The 20,299-nt window shown below is 75.7% G+C and carries 14 protein-coding genes; 11 read left to right on the top strand and 3 right to left on the bottom strand.

The genetic code is table 11. The features are described 5' to 3' along the window. Window positions 1-5: 5 nt before the first annotated feature. From IEY37_RS09850 to IEY37_RS09860, 3 genes are all read left to right on the top strand, one after another. Window positions 6-869, top strand: a complete 864-nt coding sequence (locus IEY37_RS09850) for a potassium channel family protein (protein WP_188941339.1) — start codon at window positions 6-8, stop codon at window positions 867-869. A gap of 65 nt (window positions 870-934) precedes the next feature. Then, complete coding sequence (zwf, locus tag IEY37_RS09855) at window positions 935-2,440, top strand: glucose-6-phosphate dehydrogenase (RefSeq protein WP_229674239.1); 1,506 nt, start codon at window positions 935-937, stop codon at window positions 2,438-2,440. Between the two features lie 115 nt (window positions 2,441-2,555). After that, window positions 2,556-4,895, top strand: coding sequence for a sensor domain-containing diguanylate cyclase (locus IEY37_RS09860; RefSeq protein WP_188941340.1), 2,340 nt, complete (start codon window positions 2,556-2,558; stop codon window positions 4,893-4,895). 19 nt (window positions 4,896-4,914) lie between these two features. Here the strand turns inward: IEY37_RS09860 and IEY37_RS09865 are convergent, their stop codons facing one another. Then, window positions 4,915-7,371, bottom strand: a complete 2,457-nt coding sequence (locus IEY37_RS09865) for an FUSC family protein (RefSeq protein WP_188941341.1) — start codon at window positions 7,369-7,371, stop codon at window positions 4,915-4,917. Window positions 7,372-7,441: 70 nt separating this feature from the next. On the opposite strand from IEY37_RS09865, the gene IEY37_RS09870 reads away from it, so the two are divergent. From IEY37_RS09870 to IEY37_RS09900, 7 genes are all read left to right on the top strand, one after another. Next, window positions 7,442-8,068, top strand: coding sequence for a YdeI/OmpD-associated family protein (locus IEY37_RS09870; protein WP_188941342.1), 627 nt, complete (start codon window positions 7,442-7,444; stop codon window positions 8,066-8,068). A gap of 50 nt (window positions 8,069-8,118) precedes the next feature. Further along, complete coding sequence (locus IEY37_RS09875; protein ID WP_188941343.1) at window positions 8,119-9,063, top strand: pseudouridine synthase; 945 nt, start codon at window positions 8,119-8,121, stop codon at window positions 9,061-9,063. A gap of 83 nt (window positions 9,064-9,146) precedes the next feature. Then, the gene (locus IEY37_RS09880) at window positions 9,147-9,347 is read left to right on the top strand and encodes a hypothetical protein (protein ID WP_188941344.1); all 201 of its coding nucleotides are present in this window, start codon (window positions 9,147-9,149) and stop codon (window positions 9,345-9,347) included. 71 nt (window positions 9,348-9,418) lie between these two features. Then, window positions 9,419-12,631 carry a helix-turn-helix transcriptional regulator gene (locus tag IEY37_RS09885; RefSeq protein WP_188941345.1) on the top strand — a complete coding sequence of 1,071 codons (3,213 nt, stop codon included), beginning with the start codon at window positions 9,419-9,421 and terminating at the stop codon, window positions 12,629-12,631. A gap of 229 nt (window positions 12,632-12,860) precedes the next feature. After that, entirely contained in the window at window positions 12,861-15,224 is a 2,364-nt protein-coding gene (locus IEY37_RS09890) for a putative bifunctional diguanylate cyclase/phosphodiesterase (RefSeq protein ID WP_188941346.1), read from the top strand. 119 nt (window positions 15,225-15,343) lie between these two features. Next, window positions 15,344-16,204, top strand: coding sequence for an SDR family oxidoreductase (locus tag IEY37_RS09895; RefSeq protein WP_188941347.1), 861 nt, complete (start codon window positions 15,344-15,346; stop codon window positions 16,202-16,204). Beyond that, window positions 16,201-16,689, top strand: coding sequence for an NUDIX hydrolase (locus IEY37_RS09900; protein WP_188941348.1), 489 nt, complete (start codon window positions 16,201-16,203; stop codon window positions 16,687-16,689). The genes IEY37_RS09895 and IEY37_RS09900 overlap by 4 nt, the downstream gene beginning before the upstream one ends. Here the strand turns inward: IEY37_RS09900 and IEY37_RS09905 are convergent. Continuing rightward, the gene (locus tag IEY37_RS09905; RefSeq protein WP_188941349.1) at window positions 16,683-17,177 is read right to left on the bottom strand and encodes a winged helix-turn-helix transcriptional regulator; all 495 of its coding nucleotides are present in this window, start codon (window positions 17,175-17,177) and stop codon (window positions 16,683-16,685) included. The genes IEY37_RS09900 and IEY37_RS09905 overlap by 7 nt on opposite strands. Window positions 17,178-17,391: 214 nt before the next feature. Between IEY37_RS09905 and IEY37_RS09910 the strand changes: the two genes are divergently transcribed. Continuing rightward, on the top strand, window positions 17,392-18,831 hold the full coding sequence (locus IEY37_RS09910) for an MFS transporter (RefSeq protein ID WP_188941532.1): 1,440 nt from the start codon (window positions 17,392-17,394) through the stop codon (window positions 18,829-18,831). 496 nt (window positions 18,832-19,327) lie between these two features. Here IEY37_RS09910 and IEY37_RS09915 read toward each other — a convergent pair whose 3' ends face one another. Next, window positions 19,328-20,149, bottom strand: a complete 822-nt coding sequence (locus IEY37_RS09915; RefSeq protein WP_229674241.1) for a DUF222 domain-containing protein — start codon at window positions 20,147-20,149, stop codon at window positions 19,328-19,330. Between the last annotated feature and the right edge of the window lie 150 nt (window positions 20,150-20,299).

The following is a 20,299-nucleotide window of genomic DNA, read 5'->3' on the forward strand; positions in this document are numbered from 1 at the left end:
CGGCCATGCGTCGTTCGGCCGCCGGGCCCCTGGGCAGCACCGCCCTGGACCCGGACGATCCCGGCGCCGACCCGGAGACCGATCCCCGGGCCGCCGCATACCGGCGCTGGGAACGCAGCGCCGAGCTGCCCCTGATGGCGGCCGCCGTGGTGTTCCTGGCCGCGTACTCCTGGGAGGTGCTCGCCGACCTGCACGGCCGGTGGTGGCGGGTCGCGAGCATCGTGCAATGGCTGACCTGGGTGGTCTTCGTCGTCGACTACGTCGGCCGGCTGGTGCTGGTGACCCACCGCCGCCGGTGGGTGCTCCGGCACCTGGTCGACCTGGCCATCGTGCTGCTGCCGATGCTGCGGCCGCTGCGCCTGCTCCGCCTGGTCACCCTGCTGTCGATCTTCCAGCGCTCGGCCGGCGTGAAGCTGCACGGCCGGGTGGTCGTGTACATCTGCGGGTCCACCCTGTCGCTGGTCTACGTCGCCGGGCTGGCCGTGCTGCAGGCGGAGCGGCACGCCCCGCACGCCACCATCCGCAGCTTCGGGCTGGCGCTGTGGTGGGCCGCCACCACCATCACCACGGTCGGCTACGGCGACCTCTACCCGGTCACGGTCACCGGCCGGTGCGTCGCCGTGGCACTGATGATCGGCGGCATCGCGCTGGTCGGCATGGTCACCGCCACCATCGCCTCGATGCTGCTGCGCCGGATCGCCCAGCAGGACGACGCGGAGCAGGCCGCCACCCGCGCCCAGGTGCAGGCCCTGTCGGACCGCATCGGTGAGCTGACCGAGCTCCTCGCGCAGCGGCGTTCGGTCGAGTCGGGGGCGGACGGCGGGCACCGGGCGGGCGACGCCGTGACGGTTGCCGACCGGACCGGGTAGGGCCCGGCGGGTGAACCCGGAGCCCGGCCCTTGGGGGCCTGGACACCGGGTGGGATCATCGTCCCGTGGTGGACACCGCGCAGTCCAGAGCCCAGACCATCGCCTACCCGTCACCGGACGCCCGGCCCAGCCGGCGCGACTCCGAGCACGTCGCCCCGCACGTGGTGGTGCTCTTCGGCGCCACCGGCGACCTGGCGCGACGCAAGCTGCTGCCCGGCCTGGCGCACCTGTCGGTGTCGTCGCTGGCCCCGGACATCGAGATCGTCGGCACCTCGCTGGAGGACTACGACGACGAGTCGTTCAAGACCTTCGCCCGCAAGGCGATCGAGGAGTTCGGCAGCCACAAGCTCTCCGAGGAGCAGTGGACCGCCTTCGCGCCGCGACTGCGGTACGTGCCGCAGAGCGCCGGCCCGGACGCGCTGGCCCAGGCCGTGGCCGACGCCGAGGCCGAGCTGGGCGAGGAGGTGCGCCGGCTGCACTACCTGAGCGTGCCGCCCAAGGCCGCGCTGCAGGTGATCACCATGCTCGACGAGGCCAAGCTGGTCGAGCGGTCCCGGGTGGTCATGGAGAAGCCGTTCGGCACCGACCTGGACAGCGCCATCGTGCTGAACGACCAGGTCCACGAGGTCTTCGCCGAGTCGCAGATCTTCCGCATCGACCACTTCCTGGGCAAGGAGGCGGCGCAGAACATCCTGGCGTTCCGCTTCGCCAACGGGCTGTTCGAACCGATCTGGAACCGCAACTTCATCGACCACATCCAGATCGACATCCCCGAGACGCTGGGCCTGGACCGCAGGGCCGGCTTCTACGAGTCGACCGGGGCCTACAAGGACATGGTGGTCACCCACCTGTTCCAGGTCATGGCGTTCGTCGCGATGGAGCCGCCGACCGCCCTGGAGCCGCGGGCGATCAGCGAGGAGAAGAACAAGGTCTTCCGGTCGCTGCTGCCGGTGAAGCCGGAGCACGTCGTCCGCGGCCAGTACAGCGGCTACCGGATGGAGGAGGGCGTCGCGCGCGAGTCCGACACCGAGACCTTCATCGCGCTCAAGGTCGGCATCGACAACTGGCGCTGGGCCGGGGTGCCGTTCTACCTGCGCACCGGAAAGCGCATGGCCGAGGGGCAGCGGATCATCTCGATCGCCTTCAAGGAGGCGCCCAAGAGCATGTTCCCGGCCGGCTCCGGCGTCGGGTCGCAGGGTCCGGACCACCTGACCTTCGACCTGGCGGACGAGTCCAAGGTGTCGCTGTCGTTCTACGGCAAGCGGCCGGGGCCGGGCATGAAGCTCGACAAGCTGTCCATGCAGTTCTCGACGCACGAGACCGAGCGGGCGGGCGACGTCCTGGAGGCCTACGAGCGGCTGATCCTGGACGCCATGCGCGGGGACCACACCTTGTTCACGACGGCGGAGGGCATCGAGAGCCTGTGGGAACGGTCCATCCCGCTGCTCGACGACCCGCCGCCGGTGAAGATGTACCCGCCGGGCACCTGGGGGCCCAATGCCATCCACCAGCTCATCGCGCCGCACGCCTGGCGGTTGCCGTTCGAACGGGCCTGGCGACAGGCGCGGTGACCGTCCGTGACACAGGTGTCTCGTCGATTCACGCTGCGTGAACCGCGGGTAGTGGTTACTCTCTGAACGGTTGCTGACACCGAGCGTCAGCAACCGTCTGCGGGGAGGTGTGGCGATGACGGCGTCGGCGGTCGCGGTGAATGCGGATCCGGGGGACACCGCAGGGTCGAGCGGGAGCGCCGGGTGCGTCTCGGACGCCAGGTCGGACGCCCCGTCGGACGACGTGGAGCGTCTGCGGCTCGAGGTGTTGCGCAGCTTCGGCGTACTCGACACCCCGGCCGAGACCGAGTTCGACGAGCTCTGCGAGCTGGCGGCGGAGATCACCGGTGCGGCCGCCGCGCGGGTCAACCTCGTCGACGCCGACCGCGTCTGGGCGTTCTCGATGTGCGGACCGGGCGACCGGACCCTCGCCCGCGAGGTGTCGGTCTGCCGGCACGTGGTCGAGCAGGCCGACACGCTGGTGGTGGCGGACCTGGCGGCGGATCCGCGGTTCGCCGACCTGCCGATCGTTGCCGGGGACCCGCACTACCGCTTCTACGCCGGCGTCCCGTTGCAGCCGGACGGTTGCACCGTGCTGGGCAGCCTGTGCGTCGCGGACTTCGTCCCCCGGACGCTGACGTCGGCTCAGCTGCGCCAGCTGGAGCGGATAGCCCGCCAGGTCTCGGCACAGCTGCGCCGCCGCCGGCTGGCGCTCGACCTGGCCGCCGAGGTAGCCGCCCGCCGCGCCGCCGAGGCCTCCCGCGATGCCCACCGGCGGCTGCTGGACGGCGTCCTGGACAACAGCGACTCGATGATCTACGCCAAGGACCTGTCCGGCCGCTTCCTGTTCGCCAACCGGGCACTCGAGCGGCTGGTCCGCGCCGGCGGGCCGGCCGCCGGCCGTCCGGTGGCCGGCCGCAGCGAGACCGAGCTGTTCCCGGCCACCGCGGACGCCTACCACCGACACGACATCGAGGTGGCCGCCGGCGGCCAGGCCCAGACGTTCCGCGAGGAGGTGCAGACCCCGGCAGGGCCCCGCCGCTACCAGTCGCACAAGTTTCCGCTGGTCGACGAGCACGGCCGGGTCTGGGCGGTGGCCGGGGTGTCGACGGACGTCACCGAGCTGGAGAACGAACGACGCCGGCACGCCGAGGCCGAGCAGCGCTGGCTGCAGCTGTTCGAACGGTCCCCTGTCGGAGTCGCCCTGATCGACGAGGACGGGCGCTGGCTGGCGGTGAATCCGGCGTTCTGTGCCCTCGTCGCCAGGGGCGAGGACGAGCTCGTCGGCCGCTCCGCGGTGGACGTCCTGCACCCCGAGGACCGGCCGCACGCGCGCCGCCTCCCGGAGCGGATCCGGGCCTCCGCGGACGGCGTCGTCCGTACCCACCGCCGGGTGGTGCGGCCCGGCGGCGAGGTGCGCTGGGTCGAGACGACCGTCAACCACCTGCCCGGCCCCGACGGGACCAGTCACACCCTGGCGCACTGCCAGGACGTCACCGAGCGGGTCGAGGCCGAGCGTGCCCGGCAGCAGACCGAGGCGGACCTGGACGCGGTCGCCCGCGTCACCCGGCAGATCCAGTCGGGGGCCGACGCCCGCCAGTCCATCGTCGACGCCGTCGGCCAGCTCGCCCACGCGGACGTCGTCTCGCTCCTCGAACCGGCCGGCGGGGACCTGCGGGTCACCACGACCACGGCCGGGGACCTGCGGCACCAGACGGTCTCGCCGACCGACGATTCCGTCGCCCACCTGGTCGCCTGCACGGCAGTGGAGCAGTTCCTGCCGGACCTGGCCGGCGCCACCGGCGTCCCGGCGGAGCTGCACCGGCGGATCGGCGGCGGCTCGATGTACGTGCTGCCGATCCGCACCGCGACCCACGGCCCGGCCAGCGTGCTGGTGGCCGGCTGGACCCGGCCGGTCGCCGACCTGGACGACCGGCGCGCCGCCGTCGTGCGGCTGCTGGCGGACCAGGCCGCGGTGGCCCTCCGGCAGGCGGCGTTGCTGGCGGAGCTGGAGACCCTGGCGTCCACCGACCCGCTCACCGCGCTGGCCAACCGCCGCCGCTGGGACCAGGAACTGGGGACCCTGTTCGGCCAGGCCCGCCGGTCCGGTGCCCCGCTCACCGTGGCGCTGCTGGACCTCGACCACTTCAAGCGCTTCAACGACACCCGGGGCCACGCGGCCGGCGACCGGCACCTGGCGGCGTTCGCGGCCGCGGCGCGGGCCGCCGTGCGCGGCGACGACCTGGTCGCGCGGTGGGGCGGCGAGGAGTTCGCCGTCGCCCTGCCCAACTGCCCGGCGCAGCACGGCGAGGCCGTGCTGGAACGGATCCGGGCGACCGTGCCGCACGGCCAGACCTGCAGCATCGGCTACGCCACCTGGGACGGGACGGAGTCGGCCGACGAGCTGATCGGCCGGGCCGACCGGGCGCTGTACGCCGCGAAGGGCGCCGGGCGGGACCAGGTCCGCGCCGCCTGAGAGCCCGTGACCGACGCCGTCAGGTGCGGCCGGCCGGCGCGGTCCCGGCCGCCGCCGGGGCGGTCGAGGGCCGGCCCTGCAGCGGGTCGGCGACGGTGCCGCGCTCCCGCACCACCCGGGCCAGCGGGCCGCGCAGGCCACCGGCCAGCACCTCCAGGTCGTCCAGGTAGAGCGCCGCCCAGAGCGTGCGGGCCAGTGCCTCGGCGTCGGCGGCGGTCAGCGGCCCGTCGGCGTGCGCGGACCAGCCGTCCAGCACCAGGGCGTCGACGTGCCGGACGTCGCCCGGCGCCGGCCGCCCACCCGCGGCGGCCGCGGCGGCCTCCGAGGCCCCCGGGCCGTCGACCTCGCCGAGCCAGCGGCGGACCGCGACGTCGGACTCGCCCGCGACCACGTCGGCGATCCGCCGGTACCGGCGGGCCAACACCTCGCCGCGGGTGGCCACCAGGCGCACCGCCGACCGCACCGCGGGTCCGGCACCGCCGGACCGGATCGCGGCGACCGGGTCACCCGGCTCGGTCTCCGCACCGGTGAGCCGGGCGATCGGCACGGCCACCAGGTGCAGCCGCAGGGCCCCGTTGACGACCGCGGTCAGGCTCGCCAGGTCCACCGGCTTGCTGCCCCGCTCGGCCAGGTAGGTGCGGAAGGCGTCGTCCAGCCGGGACAGCGACGCCTGCACCCTGGCGTCCACCGACCCGGCCGGCACGGACCCCGCGGCGGGGGAGCCGGCCGGCTCCAGCGGGGCCAGGGCCGCGTCGAGCTCCGCGGCACCGTCCCGGTAGGCGCGGGCCACGGTGCGGCGCAGCGCCCCGGCGGCGCCGCGCGGCCAGGCGACCAGACCGGCGACCAGACCCACGGCGCAGCCCAGCGCCACGTCCTCGACGCGCACGACGCCCACCGTCCAGCCGGTCGGCACGATGATGTTGAACAGGATCAGCACCAGCACCGTGAACGCGGCCTGCCCGGCGGCGAACGAGATGGCCGCCGGCGCGAACCCGGCCAGCATGGCCGCCACCGGGAACAACGCCCAGAGCACCGGCGCGTGCACGCCGAGCAGCACGATGAGGCCGGCGCCGACGGCGAAGCCGACCACGGTGCCGAGCAGGGCCCGCACGGCGGTCTGACCGGTGTTCAGCGCGGCGCTGCGGAGCACCGACAGGGTGCCGAGCACGACCCAGAACGCGTGCTCGACACCGGTCACCCGGGCCACCGCGACGGCCAGTGCCAGGGCCAGCCCGCTGCGCAGCGCGTTGCGCAGGGTCACCGACTCGCGGTCCAGGTGCCGGGCGGCCAGCTGCCGGGCCGCGGTCCAGGCGCCGGCCGCGGCCAGACCCGGCCTCGGGGCCGGGCGGCGGCCGAGCAACCGTCGCCACAGCGGCCGGGCATCGGCGTCCGCCACCTCGGCCACGGTCAGCGCGACCAGGTAGCCGGCGAACGCGACGGTGTGCCAGTGGCGGTCGATGTCCAGCTGGGCTCGGCCGGACCCGGGCGGCCCGGCCAGCACGGCGGTCGTCGCCGCCTTGATGTCGTCGCGCAGCCCGGCGTGCGCGGCCAGCGCGTCGTCGAGCCGGCGGCGGCGCTCCGCGCGGTCCGCCGCCTGCAGGTCGAGCACGTCGGCCGCGGCCCGCAGCAGCGCGGTGGTGCTGCGGGCGATGTCGGTGCCCAGCCGCCGCGCCGTCGTGGCGTCGCCGCCGCCGGCGGAAGTCGCACCGGTGGTGCCGGTCGCACCGTCGGCGCGGTGGGCGCCGGCGATGGACCCGCGGAGCCACTCGACGTCCTCCACCGACTGCAGCAGCAGCCGGCTGCCGGTGCTGAGCCCGACCGGCCGCGACTCGGTGGACCGCAGCGTCGCCCGCAGCCGGTTCATGGTGGCCGCACTGCGGTCCCGCCGGTCCGCCGGGACCGGACCGGAGCTGCCGAGCAGGTCGGCCAGGTCGGCGAGCGCCGCCGCGGTGTCCTCGCGCAGCCGGTCGTGGTTGCGGGGCGGCCAGAGGAACAGCGCCGCCGGCACCGCCAGGGCCACCGCGAGCAGCCAGCCGAGCACGCGCGGCCCGATGTCCGCGGCCGTCCCGGTCAGCGTCACCGGCAGCACGAAGGTCAGCAGCGCCGCGCGGCCGGCCGCGGCGATCGCGGCGCTCATCGCACCGGCGAAGACGACCGCCCCGCCGACGAGCGCCATCCCGGCCACCGCGGTGACCGGGTTCGCCGACGCCAGCGTCCCCAGCGCGACGAAGACCACACCCACCACGGTCAGCCCGAGGTAGCCCGCGGCGCGGGTGAGGTTGTCGCCGGGGAAGTCGACGAAGAGCAGCAGCGCCGAGGCGCCCAGCGAGGCGAAGGTGGTCAGCCCGTCGTTCGCGGTCAGCTCGGCCAGGGCGAACGCCGCGGTGACGACGATCCCGGCGCGGACCGCCCGGTGGGTGGCGTACCAGGTCGGGTCGTGCCGGCCGAACCACCGCCGCAGCGCCCCGTCCGCCATGTCGACCCTCCCCCGCCGGCGATGCCGTCTGCCCAGGTGCGGCCACCGTAGCGGGCGGTACCGTCAGCCGGTGGCCGTCCTGCTGCCCGAGCTGCTGGTGCCCGATGCCGCCGCCTGGCGGGACTGGCTGGTGCGGCACCACGACGCCGCCCCGGGGGTGCGGCTGGTACTGCACAAGAACGGCGGTGCGGTCACCACCCTGACCTACGCCCAGGCCCTGGACGAGGCGCTGTGCGTCGGGTGGATCGACGGCCAGGCAGGCTCCCGCGACGAGGGCAGCTACCTCCAGCGGTTCACGCCGCGCACCTCCCACAGTCGCTGGTCCGCGCGCAACGTCCAGCACGTCGCGCGGCTGGAGCGGGAGGGCCGGATGCTCCCGGCGGGCCGGGCGGCGGTCGAGGCGGCCAAGGCGGACGGGCGGTGGGACGCCGCCTACCCCGGCCCGGCGACGGCGACCACGCCCGACGACTTCGCCGCGGCGCTCGCCGCGTCGCCGGCGGCACAGGACCGCTACGACGGGCTGACGTCGCAGAACCGGTGGGCCTTCCTGTACCGGCTGTCGACCATCCGGACCGCGGCGACGCGCAGTCGCCGGATCGCCGAATTCGTCGCCATGCTGGAGCGCGGCGAGCTGTTCCATCCGCAGGGCGCCGGTCCGCGGAGGCCGCGGTCCGCGGCGCCGCCGGACGCCGGCTGACCGTCGGGACCGCGCCCCGACGGCCGGACGCGCGCACCTACCCTGGCCGGGTGGCACGGCGGCAGGAGCGGACGGGTCGCCGGCCGCCTCCGCTGCCGGTGCGGGACGGGTTGAACCCCAGCAGGGTGCGGCTGCCCCTCGACGGTCCGTGGACCACGGTGGCCGAGCACCTGCGGGAGCGGTTCGCCGTCGACCGCGAGCGGCTGGACGGCAAGATCGCCGCCGGTGAGGTGCTGCTGGCCGACGGCCGCCCGGTCACCGAGACGCTGCCGTTCCAGCCGGACGAGTTCGTCTACCTCTACCGCGACCCCGCCCCGGAGCCGCCGGTGCCGTTCGACGTGGACGTGCTGCACCGCGACGACGGGCTGCTGGTCGTGGACAAGCCGCACTTCCTGTCCACCACCCCGCGCGGCCTGCACGTCACCGAATCGGTGGTGGTCCGGCTGCGTCGCCGCTACGGGCTGCCGGAGCTGAGCCCGCTGCACCGCCTGGACCGGCTCACCGCCGGCGTGCTGGTGCTGTCCCTGGCGCCGGCGCAACGCGGTCTGTACCAGACCATGTTCGCCCGCCGCGAGGTCACCAAGAGCTATCTGGCGGTCGCGCCCCACCGCCCGGACCTGGACCTGCCGGCCGTCGTGCGGAGCCGGATCGTCAAGGAGCGCGGGACGCCGGTGGCCCGGGAGGTGCCCGGCGAGGTCAACGCCGTCACCCGGATCGAGCGGCTGGCCGTGCGCGGTGACCGGGCGCTGTACCGGTTGCGGCCGGAGACCGGCCGCACCCACCAGCTGCGGGTGCACCTGTCGCGGCTCGGGATCCCGATCGAGGACGACCCGTTCTACCCGGTGCTGCGCGACGTCGACCGGCAGGACTGGTCCGCACCCCTGCAGCTGCTGGCCGAGGAGGTGGCGTTCGTCGACCCGGTCAGCGGGCTGCCGCGCCGGTTCCGCACCCGGCGCCGCCTCGCCGGGTGGCCGGACGAGGTGCCCGGCGTCTGAGGTCCGCCGACCCCGCGTCTGAGGTGGCGCCTAGGGAGGAGTCCGGATGTGCCGGGGGGCGCCTTAGGACCACCGTGCTGGGCATGACGAACAACTGGTACGCCACGGACCTGATCATCAAGCAGCACCAGGACGACCTCCGCCGCGAGGTCGCCCGCGCCGGCCGCCGGTCGGCCGCGCACCGCCGGGACGTCCGGACGGCCGGTGGCGTGCGCCGGCTGTGGGCGGCGACCCGGGTGCCCGACGCCCGCCCGCTGCCCGGCGGCGCCCTCCGCACCGCGTGAGCCCCGTGACGGCGGGGCGCGGCTCCGCCGTCCGGCCCCCGGCTGTCGGTGCCGTGCGCCACGATGAGCCCATGGCTCGCAGCCCCCGCCGGCCGCTGGTCGGGCGCACCGCGGAACGCGCGGCGCTGCGCCAGGCCTGGGAGCAGGCGCTGGCCGGCGAGCCCGGCGTCACGCTGGTCGGCGGCGACGCCGGATCGGGCAAGACCCGGCTGGTCGAGGACCTCACCGCGACGGCCGCCGAGCAGGGGTTGGTGCTGCTCGGCTCGTGCGTCCAGGTCGGCGACCTCGGCGTGCCGTACCTGCCGGTGGTCGATGCCCTCCGGGCCATGGAGCAGGACCCACGGGGACGCGACCTGCTCGTCGTCGAGGCCGCCCGGCGGCCGGTGCTCGCCCGGCTGCTGCCGCACCTGGTCGACGAGCCGCCGGGCGACGACCGGCTGCCGGACGGGCTGGCGCAGGGCCAGCTCTTCGAGGCCGTGCACCGCCTGCTGACCGCGCTCGGCGAGACCGTCCCGGTGCTGCTGGTGCTCGAGGACCTGCACTGGTCGGACGTCGGCACCCGGGACCTGCTGTCCTTCTTGGCGCGCACGCTGCGCCGGGGCCGGATCGCCGTCGTCGGCACCTACCGCACGGACGATCTGCACCGGCGCCACCCGCTGCGGCCGCTGCTCGCCGAACTAGGGCGGTTGCCGCAGGTCAGCCGGGTGGTGCTGGGACCGCTGGACCGCGAGGAGATCGGCCGGCTGGTGGACCAGCTGCTCGGCGTGCCGGTCGACCCGGCCGTCATCGACCAGGTGTGGGCCCGCAGCGAGGGCAACGCCTTCTTCGCCGAGGAGCTCGCCCGCGCCTGCGACGAGGAGCCGACCCGGCCCGGCCGGCTCGCCCTGCCGGCGGACCTGGCGGACCTGCTGCTGGCCCGGGCCGAGGCGCTGCCGGCCGCCGGTCACCTGGTGCTGCGGATCGCGGCGGTGGCCGGCCGTCCGGCGACTGCGGACCTGCTGCGATCGGCCGCGCGGGCCATGGACCTCACCGACGACCGGCTGGAGGACGGCCTGCGGCAGGCGGTGGAGGCCGGGCTGCTGGTCACCGACGGGATGTCGTACACGTTTCGGCACGCCCTGCTGCGCGAGGCGGTCTACCACGACCTCCTGCCCGGCGAGCGGATCCGGCTGCACGGCGTCTTCGCCGACGTGCTGGCCGCCCGGGCGTCCGGTCCCGTGCCGGACGCGGTGTCCCCGGCCGAGCTCGCCCACCATCGGATGGCCGCGCTGGACCTGCCCGGCGCGCTCAGCGCGCTGGTGGACGCGGCCACCGCGGCCGAACGGCTGGCCGCGTCCGCGGAAGCGCTGCGTCACCTGGAACAGGCCGTCCAGGTGCTGCAGCGGCTGGGATCCGGGGCGGACCTGCTCGACCTGCTGACCCGCGCGGCCGACGCCGCGACCGGCAGCGGCGACACCGGCCGCGCGGTCCGGCACGGCCGGGCCGCCGTGGCCGAGGCGGACCGCCGCGGCGACGTCCGGGCCGCGGCCGCCGCCCGGGAACGGCTGGCGCGTTACCTCTTGGACTACGAGCCGTATGACGACGCCCCGCTGCCGGCCGCCGACCGCCGGGCCGAGGAGGTGGCGCGGGCGGCGGTCGAGCTGCTGCACGACGCCGGCCCGGCCGACGCGCAGCTGGCACGCACGCTGGCCACCTGGGCCCGCACCCTGATGTGGTCGGACCCGCCCGGGAGCCTGGTGGCGCTGGACCGGGCGATGGCGGTGGCGCTGGCGGCGGACGCGGCGCCGGTCGCCACCGACGTGCTGGTCAGCCGGGCGCTGCTGGCCCGCCGCGGCATCGTCGAGGGAGACAGCGCCGCGCTGCTGGCCGAGGCGGCGGACCGGGCCGGGCAGGGCACCGGTGCGGTGCACCTGCGGCTGCGGGCCCTGCGGTTCCGCAGCACCCAGCTGCTCGAGGACGGCGACGCGGCCGCGGCGCTCGCGGTCGCCGACCGCGGCATCGCGATGGCCGCCGAGGCCGGCCTGACCTTCAGCGGCTACGGCCTGGACCTGTTGCTCATGCGGTCCTGGCTGCTCGAGTCGACCGGCCGGTGGGACGACGTGCTGGCCGAGAGCCTGTCGGCGGTGTACGCGCCCAGCCCGACGGCGCGGGTGCTGGCCACCGTCGCGCTGGGGGTGCTCGTCGGGCAGGGGCGGCCGGAGGCGGACGACTTCCTGGCCCGGCTGCGCGGCACGCCGGACTTCTTCCTGCAGCTGCAACTCGATCTGCGGGCGGCGGACCTGCACCTGGTGCGCCACCAGCCGGCCGCCGCACTGGCCATGGCCGAGCAGGGGCTGCGCCGGTTGGACGGCGACGAGTACAGCACCGAGGCGCTGCTGTTGCTGGGCCGCGCGGTGACCGCCTCGGCGGACCTCGCGACGTCGGCCCGGTGGGCCGGCCGCACCGAGGACGCCGACGCGCACGCCGCGGGCGCCGCCGGGTACGTCGAGCGTGCGGTGCGCTCGGCGGCGCAGGCGTTGCAGGGTCCCTACGGCGAGTTCTGGCGGCTGCGTATCCGGACCGACGCCGCCCGGGCCGCCGGCGCCGAGGACGGACCGGCCTGGGCAGCGGTGGCGGACGCGGCCGTCCGCGCCGCGCGGGTCCCCGAGGAGGCCGACGCCCGGTACCGCGAGGCGGCCGCCCGGATCGCGGCCGGGGACCGGGGCGCCGACACCCTGGCGGCACTGGAACGGGCGGCCGCGCTGGCCTCGACGCTCGGCGCCCGCCCGCTGCTCGACGAGCTGCACCGGCTGGCGCGCCGGGCGCGGCTGCGGATACCCGGCGACGTGGCGCCGGGTGTGGTCGGCGACGGCGGCCCCGGCGGTCGGGCGCAGACCGCCGGCGGCGCGGCCGATCCGCCGTACGGCCCTGTCGGCTCTGTCGGCTCTGTCGGCTCTGTCGGCTCTGTCGGCTCTGGCGGCACTGTCGGCACCGTCGGCACCCTGGGCTCTCCGGGCGCCGGTGGGGCTCGCTTTCCCGGCGCCGCTGGGGCTCGGTCCGCCGGCGCCGCCCTCCAGCCTCCGCCGGACGTGCTCACGCCGCGGGAGGCGCAGGTGCTGGAGCTGGTGGCGGCGGGTCGGTCCAACCGGCAGATCGGCCGCGAGCTGGCCATCTCCGAGAAGACGGCGAGCGTGCACGTCTCGAACATCATGGTCAAGCTCGGTGCGGGCAGCCGGACGGAAGCCGCCGCGGTGGCGCGGGAACGCGGGCTGCTCGGCGAGGTGCCGGCGGTCGGGCGTCGCTGAACCCGGGGGACCGCGACCGTCACGGACAGTCATGTCCGGCGCCCGTGGCGGCCCCTGGGTGTGCACCTGGCGCCTCGAAGGTGTTCGTGCCGCAGAAGCGGCTGTCCGCCGCCGGCCCAGCCGTCATGGTCGGTGGCGCAGCGCAGTCCGGCAGGACGCCGGCCCGGGCGGCCACCCGGGCCGGTGCGGTCGCCGACCGCTGCCCGGACGGTCCTGCGGAGGTGAGACGGTGGCGGAGACGCGAGCAGCGGGCGTCCGGCGGACCCTGCGCACCCGGGGTGCACCGCCAACCCTGCGCGGTCGCCGGTTGTCGACCCTGCTCGTGGTCGTGTCGGCGGTGGTGGCCCTGCTGGCGGCGACCGTCGTGCTGAGCGGCTCCGGCGGCGCAGGGATGGTCCGCTGGGTCGCCGACCTCGCCCAGTTCGTGGTGGCCGCGCTGGCCGCCGCCTCGGCCGGGCTGGCCGCGCGCCGGGCGACCGGGCGGGGTCGCGCCGCGTGGACCGGGCTCGGGATCGGCCTCGCCGGCTGGGCCGCCGGGCAGGCGGTGTGGTCGGTCTACGAGCTGGGGTTCCACCGGGCAATGCCATTCCCGTCCATCGCGGACGCGGGCTACCTCCTGCTGCCGGTCGGGGCCGCGGCCGGGCTCTGGTTGCTGCCGGCGCCGATCGACCGGCGCAGCCGCTGGCGCGGGCTCATCGACGGCGTCGTGGTGGTGTGCTCGCTGCTGTCGCTGTCCTGGGTCACCACGCTGTCCACGGTCGCCGGCACGGCGCAGGACGGCGGCCTGGGCTTCGCGGTGTCGATGGCGTACCCGGTCGGGGACGTCGTCGTGCTGTCCATGGCTCTGCTGACCCTCACCCGGTACGCGGCGCACTGGCGCGTGCTGACCATCCTGGTGGCCGGGCTGGCCGCGATGGCGGTCGCCGACAGTGCGTTCGCGTACCTGACCGCGATCGGTCGCTATGCCACCGGGTCGGCGACCGACCTGTTCTGGATGTGCGGGTTCGTGCTGGTCGGGCTGTCGGCGGCGGCCGCCTCGGGCACCGCGGCGCCGGCCGCCCTCCAGGCGCCGCGCCGGCTCACCGCGTCGGCCCCGATGCTGCCCTACCTGCCGTTGGTCCTGGCCTGCGCGGTCGCGGTGCTGGGCCAGGTCCTCGGCCACCGCGCCGAGCCGGTCGCCGACGTCGTGCTCGTGGTGGCCGTCGCGGCGGTGCTGCTGCGGCAGTACCTCACCCTGCGGGACAACGTCGCGCTGCTGGAGACGGTCGCCGCCCGGGAGGCGCAGCTGCAGCAGCAGGCGTTCCACGACGGGCTGACCGGTCTGGCGAACCGGGCGCTCTTCGCCGACCGGGTGGCGCACGCGCTGACCCTCCACGCCGCGACCCTGCGCCCGCTGGCCGTGCTGGTCGTGGACCTCGACGACTTCAAGGTCGTGAACGACACCCTCGGGCACGCCACCGGCGACGCCCTGCTGGTCCGGGTGGCCGAACGGTTCCGGGGGGCGCTCCGGCCGGGCGACACGCTGGCCCGCTTCGGTGGCGACGAGTTCGCGGTCCTGGTGCAGGACACCGACGACGCGGCCACGGTCGCCGCCCGCCTCCTGGACTCGCTGCGCACCCCGTTCGTGGTGGCCGACCGGGTGCTGTCGGTGCGGGCCAGCATCGGGTTCGCCGACCTGGCGGCCGCCGACGAGCCGCCGTCGCCGGACCAGCTGTTCGTCCGCGCCGACCTGGCCATGTACACCGCCAAGCGGGCCGGGAAGGGCCGCATCGCGGTGTACCGCCCGGACATGGTGCTGCCGGAGTCGGCCGACCTCGAGCTGCGCCCGGCGTTGCTGCGGGCACTGGCCGAGGGCCGGATCGAGGCCTGGTTCCAGCCGATCGTCGACATCCGCGACGGCCGGGTCCGGGCGGTCGAGGCGCTCGCCCGGTGGCGGCACGAGGGCCGGTGGATCTCGCCCGAGGTGTTCGTCGGGCTCGCCGCCCGGTCCGGCGTGCTGGACCGGCTGACCGACCACATGCTCGACCGGGCGTGCGCGCAGCTGGCCGACTGGTCGCGCCGGCTGGGCGACCACCAGCTGCAGGCCAGCGTGAACGTCCCGCCGCTCATGCTCAAGGACCCGGGCTTCCCGGGCCGGGTGCGGGACGCGCTGCACCGGTACGGGGTGAGCGGGCACCGGCTGGTCCTGGAGATCACCGAGGACGCGCTGATCGACGACGTCCGGGCGGTGCTGCCGGTGATCGCGGCGCTCCGCGACCTCGGTGCCGAGCTGGCCTTGGACGATTTCGGCACCGGCTACTCGTCGCTGCTGAGCCTGCGGCAGATCGCGCTGCACTCGGTGAAGATCGACCTGGCGTTCGTCGCGAACATCGACCGGGACCCGGAGGCGTTGCGGTTCCTGCGGGCGCTGCTGGCGCTGGGCAACGACCTGCGGTTGCGGATGACCGCGGAGGGGGTCGAGCGGCCCGAGCAGGCCGAGCTGCTGCGGGCCCACGGCTGTCACCTGGCGCAGGGCTTCCTGTACGCCCGGGCCATGCCGGCCGCCCAGATGGAGGCGTTGCTCGCCCCGTCGCCGGTGGCGCTGGCCGGTTGACCCGGCCGGCCGGGCCGAGCGGGGCGGTCGGGCGGGGCGGTCGGGCGGTGCGGTCGCGCGGTCGCGCGGTGCTGGGCGGTGCGCGGAATCCGGACGGCGGGTGCGGCGTTGCCGCCGTCATGTCGACCGTCTCGGACCCGCGCCCGCTGCTCGCCGTCACCGGGGTGACCGGGGCGGTGGGCGGGATGGTGGCCCGGGTGCTGGCGTCGTCCGGTGCCGCGCTCCGGCTGCTGGCCCGGGACCCGGCGCGGGTTCCCCGGCTGCCGGGGGCTGCGGTGGCCCGCGCCCCGTACGACGACGGCGCCGCGGTCCGTTCCGCGCTGGCGGGCGTGGACACGGTGCTGATGGTGTCCGCGGCCGAGCACCCGGACCGGCGCGGGCAGCACCGGACGTTCGTCGACGCCGCGGCCGCCGCCGGGGTCCGGCAGGTGGTGTACACGTCGTTCCTGGCCGCGGCGCCGGACTCGACCTTCACGCTCGGTCGGGACCACTGGGCCACCGAGGAGGCGATCCGCGAGTCCGGCATGGCGTGGACTTTCCTGCGGGACAACCTGTACTCGGACTTCCTGCCGCTGCTGGCCGGGCCCGATGGCGTGATCCGCGGGCCGGCCGGTGACGGCCGGCTGTCCGCCGTCGCCCGCCGCGACGTGGCGGACGTGGCCGCCGTCGTGCTGCGCGATCCGCGGACGTTCGCCCACCGGCGGCTCGACCTGACCGGCCCGGAGGCGTTCACGCTCGCCGAGGCGGCCGAGCGGATCAGCGCCGCGCAGGGCGCGACGGTGCGGTACCGACCCGAGACGCTGGAGGAGGCCTTCGCGTCGCGGGCGGGGACGGCGGAACCGTGGCAGGTCGAGGCGTGGGTGAGCACGTACACGGCCATCGCGGCGGGCGACCTGGAGGCGGTGTCGGACGACGTCCGGCAGGTGACCGGGCACGCACCGCGGACGCTCGAGGCCGTGCTGGCGGCGGGCCGGCGATGAGCCGGACCAGCGCCGGCCTCCTGCTGTACCGGCTGGCCGGCCGGGGGCCGGAGGTCCTGCTGGGTCACATGGGTGGGCCGTTCTGGGCGCGCAAGGACGACGGTGCGTGGTCCGTGCCGAAGGGCGAGCACGGGCCGGAGGAGGATCCGCACGACGCGGCGCTGCGGGAGTTCCGCGAGGAGACCGGATCGCTGCCGGCGCCGGACGGGCCGGACCTGGACCTGGGGACCGCGCGGCAGTCCGCCAAGACCGTGCGGGTCTTCGCCCGTCGCGGCGACCTGGACGCCGATGCGGTCGTCAGCAACACGTTCCAGCTCGAGCTGCCCCGCGGCTCCGGGCGGATGGTGGCGTTCCCGGAGATCGACCGGGCGCGCTGGGTCGACCTCGCCGAGGCCAGGCGGCTGCTGGTGCGCGGGCAGGTCGTGTTCGTCGACCGGCTCGAGCAGGCGCTGGCCGCCCCGCCGGGGGAGGCGCCGGCCTACTGAGGGCGGGCGCCGACCAGTGGCAGGTCCTGGGGCTCGCGCCAGCTCTTGCGCCAGGTGACGTCGTCCGGGCGCAGTTCCTCGCCGCACTCGCTGCACACCTCGGCGTACCGGCTGACCTGCCCGCAGCCCCGGTGCACGATCGCCATGCGCACCGCCGGGTCGTCGTGCGGCCGGTGCTTCTCGCCCCACAGCAGGAGCGCGTGCACCACCGGCAGCAGGTCGGACCCGGCCGGGGTCAGCAGGTACTCGTCCCGGGTGCGCCCGGAGTCCGTGTACGGCGATCGCTCGAGCAACCCCTGCTCGACCAGGGTGCGGAGACGACGGCTCAGGACGTTGTCGGCGATGCCGAGCGCCGACCGGAACTCCTCGAACCGGCGGGCGCCGGACAGCGCCTGCCGGAGGACGAGCAGGGCCCACGGATCGCCGACCACGTCGAGGGTCCGGGCGATCGGGCAGAGCTCGGCCGACCAGTCCGACCGCAACGGCACGGCAGTCTCCTCCACGGGTGGCTTGCTCCGGACGGTGTGCTGCCACTAGCGTGCCGGAGCAGCTTGCCTGGAGCAAGTCAGCTGTGCAGACGTCCGGGAGGCGTGCGTGTCCGCGGTCAGCGATCCCCCTTCCGCGCGCGGTCGCGGGGCTGACGTCCCCGGGCCGTCGACCGGCCCCGTGCCCGAGATCGCCGCCCTGCCCGGGACCGCCGCCGTGCCCAGGACCGCCGCCGTGCCCGGGACCGCCGCCGGCGGGCCACGACCGAGACCGGACGGTCGTCGGCGCGGGCCGCATCCTGCGGTGCTGGTGGCCGTGGTGGCCTTCGTCGCGCTGCTCGGCGCGGCCGGGTTCCGCGCCGCGCCGAGCGTGCTGATGGTGCCGCTGCAGGGCGAGTTCGGGTGGTCCCGCAGCGTGCTGTCGCTGGCCGTCAGTGTCAACCTGGTCCTGTTCGGGCTCACCGCGCCGTTCGCCGCCGCGCTGATGGACCGCTGGGGGATCCGCCGGGTGGTCGCAGTCGCGCTGGTGCTGATCGCGGCCGGCAGTGGACTGACGGTGTTCGTCCGGGCGTCCTGGCAGTTGCTGCTGACCTGGGGGTTGCTGGTCGGCCTCGGCACGGGGTCGATGGCGCTGGTCTTCGCCGCAACCGTGGCCAACCGCTGGTTCGTCCGGCACCGCGGTCTGGTCACCGGGGTGCTGACCGCCGGCAGCGCCACCGGTCAGCTGATCTTCCTGCCGGTCATGGCGGCGGCGAGCGAGCACTCCGGATGGCGGGTGGCGTCGTTGGTCGTCGCGGCAGCCGCCCTGGCTGTGGTGCCGCTGGTGCTGATCTTCCTGCGCAACCACCCGGCGGACCTCGGGGTACTGCCGTACGGCGCCGAGCCGCCGACGGGCCCGCCAGCGCCGGCGGGTGCGGTAGTTCCGACGGACCCGGCAGCGCCGACCGGCCGGGCGGCACCCGCCGGCGCAGCCGCAACCGTCCCCGCAGCGCCCGTCCCCGCTGCGTCGCAGCCCGGAGCCGGGGGCGCGGCGCGGCGGGCGTGGACGACGCTCCGCATGGCCGCGCACCACCGCACCTTCTGGGCGCTCGTCGCGGGCTTCGCCATCTGCGGCGCCACCACCAACGGCCTGATCGGCACGCACTTCATCCCGGCCGCGCACGACCACGGCCTCGGTGAGACGGCCGCCGCCGGCCTGCTCGCGGTGGTCGGCATCTTCGACATCGTCGGCACCGTGTGCTCGGGCTACCTGACGGACCGGATCAATCCGCGCGTGCTGCTGGCCGTGTACTACGGCCTTCGCGGCGTCGGCCTGCTGATGCTCCCCGGCCTGCTGTCGGACCAGGTGCATCCCAGCATGATCGCGTTCGTGGTGGTGTACGGCCTGGACTGGGTCGCCACGGTCCCCCCGACGGTCGCGCTGTGCCGGCAGGCGTTCGGCGACTCGGGAACCATCGTCTTCGGTTGGGTGTTCGCCTCCCATCAGCTCGGTGCCGCCATCGCGTCGTCGGTCGCCGGGCTGATCCGCGACCAGTCCGGCTCGTACACCGTCGCCTGGTTCGGCGCTGCCGGCATGTGCCTGGTCGCGGCGCTGGTGTCCTTCCAGATCCGCAGGTTGCCGACCGGCTTCGACCGGCTGTCCCCACGGCGCGCCTGAGCTGGGCCGGCCGCCGGCCACGGATCGGATCGGGGGAGTGCCGGCGGGTCGCCGGCGTGGACGTGTCCGGTCGGGGTGCGCCGCTCGATGCTGTCCGAGGGGCCGCTTCGGTCGCTCCACCCGGGCTCTGCCTTGATGTAGTTGCAAGCCTCGCAGAGTCCCTGTCCGTTGCGCACCGCGGTGGCGCCGCCGTCGGCATGTCCCTGGACGTGGTCGTGGTGCCGGATCGGCGCGTCGCACCACGGAGTGCGGCAGGACTGGTCCCTGACGACGAGGAACCGCCGAGCAGCCTCGGGGAACAGCCGAGCACGGGAGTCCATCCCGACCAGCCGGCCGGTGCCGGGCTGGGTGAACAGCCGCCGCACCCACACGCGCGCAGTGCGCGGAGCGGCCACGAGACGCCGGGCCACCGCCGCGGGCACCGGCACCGGCGGGAGTCCGCGCCCGACGAACCGCGCGGGCTCCGCGTCGCCGTCCAGCAGTGCACGGTCGGTCATCACCAGGTCGACCGCGATGCCGATGGGGTCGGACGGCACCCGAGCTCGTCCGGAGTCGAGGCAGTGCCGGTGATCCGGCCGACGAGCTCGTCGGCCATCACCTGCCCGCGCGTCCGGGGATCGCCCGCGGCAGCGGCGACCTTGGCCTGACGGCGCAGCGTCGCGTAGACCGCGACGCCCTGCGTCACGGGCAGCAGTGCGCTGATCACCGCCATGGTGTCCGGCGCCGGTCGGATGGTCACCCGGCGGTCGGCCACCGCTCCGCGGATGCGCGCCAGGACCGCCTCGGCGTCGAGCCGGTAGGCGACCGCTGCTGCGGCGCTCGCCGTGGCCCGGTCGCCGAGCTGCGGTAATCGCGGAGCGATCTCGGCGTCGGCGCGCCGGCGCTCGGCGGGCTGCAGGCAGTCCAACTCGCGGACCACCAGCGCGGCCCGCCATTCGGAGATGCGACCGGCGCGGAGCTGCGCCAGCGTGGACGGCAGGTCGCGGGTGAGGGTGGTCGCGACGGCGACGTGCCGGCGACCCCGTGCGGGGCTGTCCCGGCGTGCCAGCGCCACCTGCCCGGCGACGCTCCGCAGGGCGCCGGGCAGCGAGCGCCCCCCGCTCAGGTGTTGCGCGACCTGCGAGCCGGTGAACGCCGCCGTGACCGGTGCCTGTAGGGCAGCGCAGACCGACTTGAGGGTTTCCAGTGCCGTGAGCTGGTCGATGCGCTCGGCATCCTGCACATCCGCGTCCAACGCGGGAAGGGCGGCCGCCCACGCGAGGACGTCGGCCGCTGTGGGGACAGCGGCCCTCTCCGTGCGTGACGACGGCTCGAACATGTGTTCGATTCTACGCCGTCGGGTGGCTGCAGGGAACCGTTGTGGACAATCCTGGTCGTCGACCGAAGCGGCGCGGATCGCGTGTCCTGGCCAGCGACGGGCCTGCGAGACCGCCGGTTCCGCTCCGGTGCACCGGCCCCGGCAGACCGA

Source organism: Nakamurella endophytica (genome assembly GCF_014646215.1).
Taxonomy (GTDB): Bacteria; Actinomycetota; Actinomycetes; order Mycobacteriales; family Nakamurellaceae; genus Nakamurella; species Nakamurella endophytica.

What these genes read in the sequence shown, in the direction of transcription:
- IEY37_RS09850 (WP_188941339.1), top strand. Translation starts at nt 6, where the DNA reads ATGCGTCGTTCGGCCGCCGGGCCCCTGGGCAGCACCGCCCTGGACCCG.
- IEY37_RS09860 (WP_188941340.1), top strand. Translation starts at nt 2,556, where the DNA reads ATGACGGCGTCGGCGGTCGCGGTGAATGCGGATCCGGGGGACACCGCA.
- IEY37_RS09865 (WP_188941341.1), bottom strand. Translation starts at nt 7,371, where the DNA reads ATGGCGGACGGGGCGCTGCGGCGGTGGTTCGGCCGGCACGACCCGACC.
- IEY37_RS09880 (WP_188941344.1), top strand. Translation starts at nt 9,147, where the DNA reads ATGACGAACAACTGGTACGCCACGGACCTGATCATCAAGCAGCACCAG.
- IEY37_RS09885 (WP_188941345.1), top strand. Translation starts at nt 9,419, where the DNA reads ATGGCTCGCAGCCCCCGCCGGCCGCTGGTCGGGCGCACCGCGGAACGC.
- IEY37_RS09895 (WP_188941347.1), top strand. Translation starts at nt 15,344, where the DNA reads ATGTCGACCGTCTCGGACCCGCGCCCGCTGCTCGCCGTCACCGGGGTG.
- IEY37_RS09900 (WP_188941348.1), top strand. Translation starts at nt 16,201, where the DNA reads ATGAGCCGGACCAGCGCCGGCCTCCTGCTGTACCGGCTGGCCGGCCGG.
- IEY37_RS09915 (WP_229674241.1), bottom strand. Translation starts at nt 20,149, where the DNA reads ATGTTCGAGCCGTCGTCACGCACGGAGAGGGCCGCTGTCCCCACAGCG.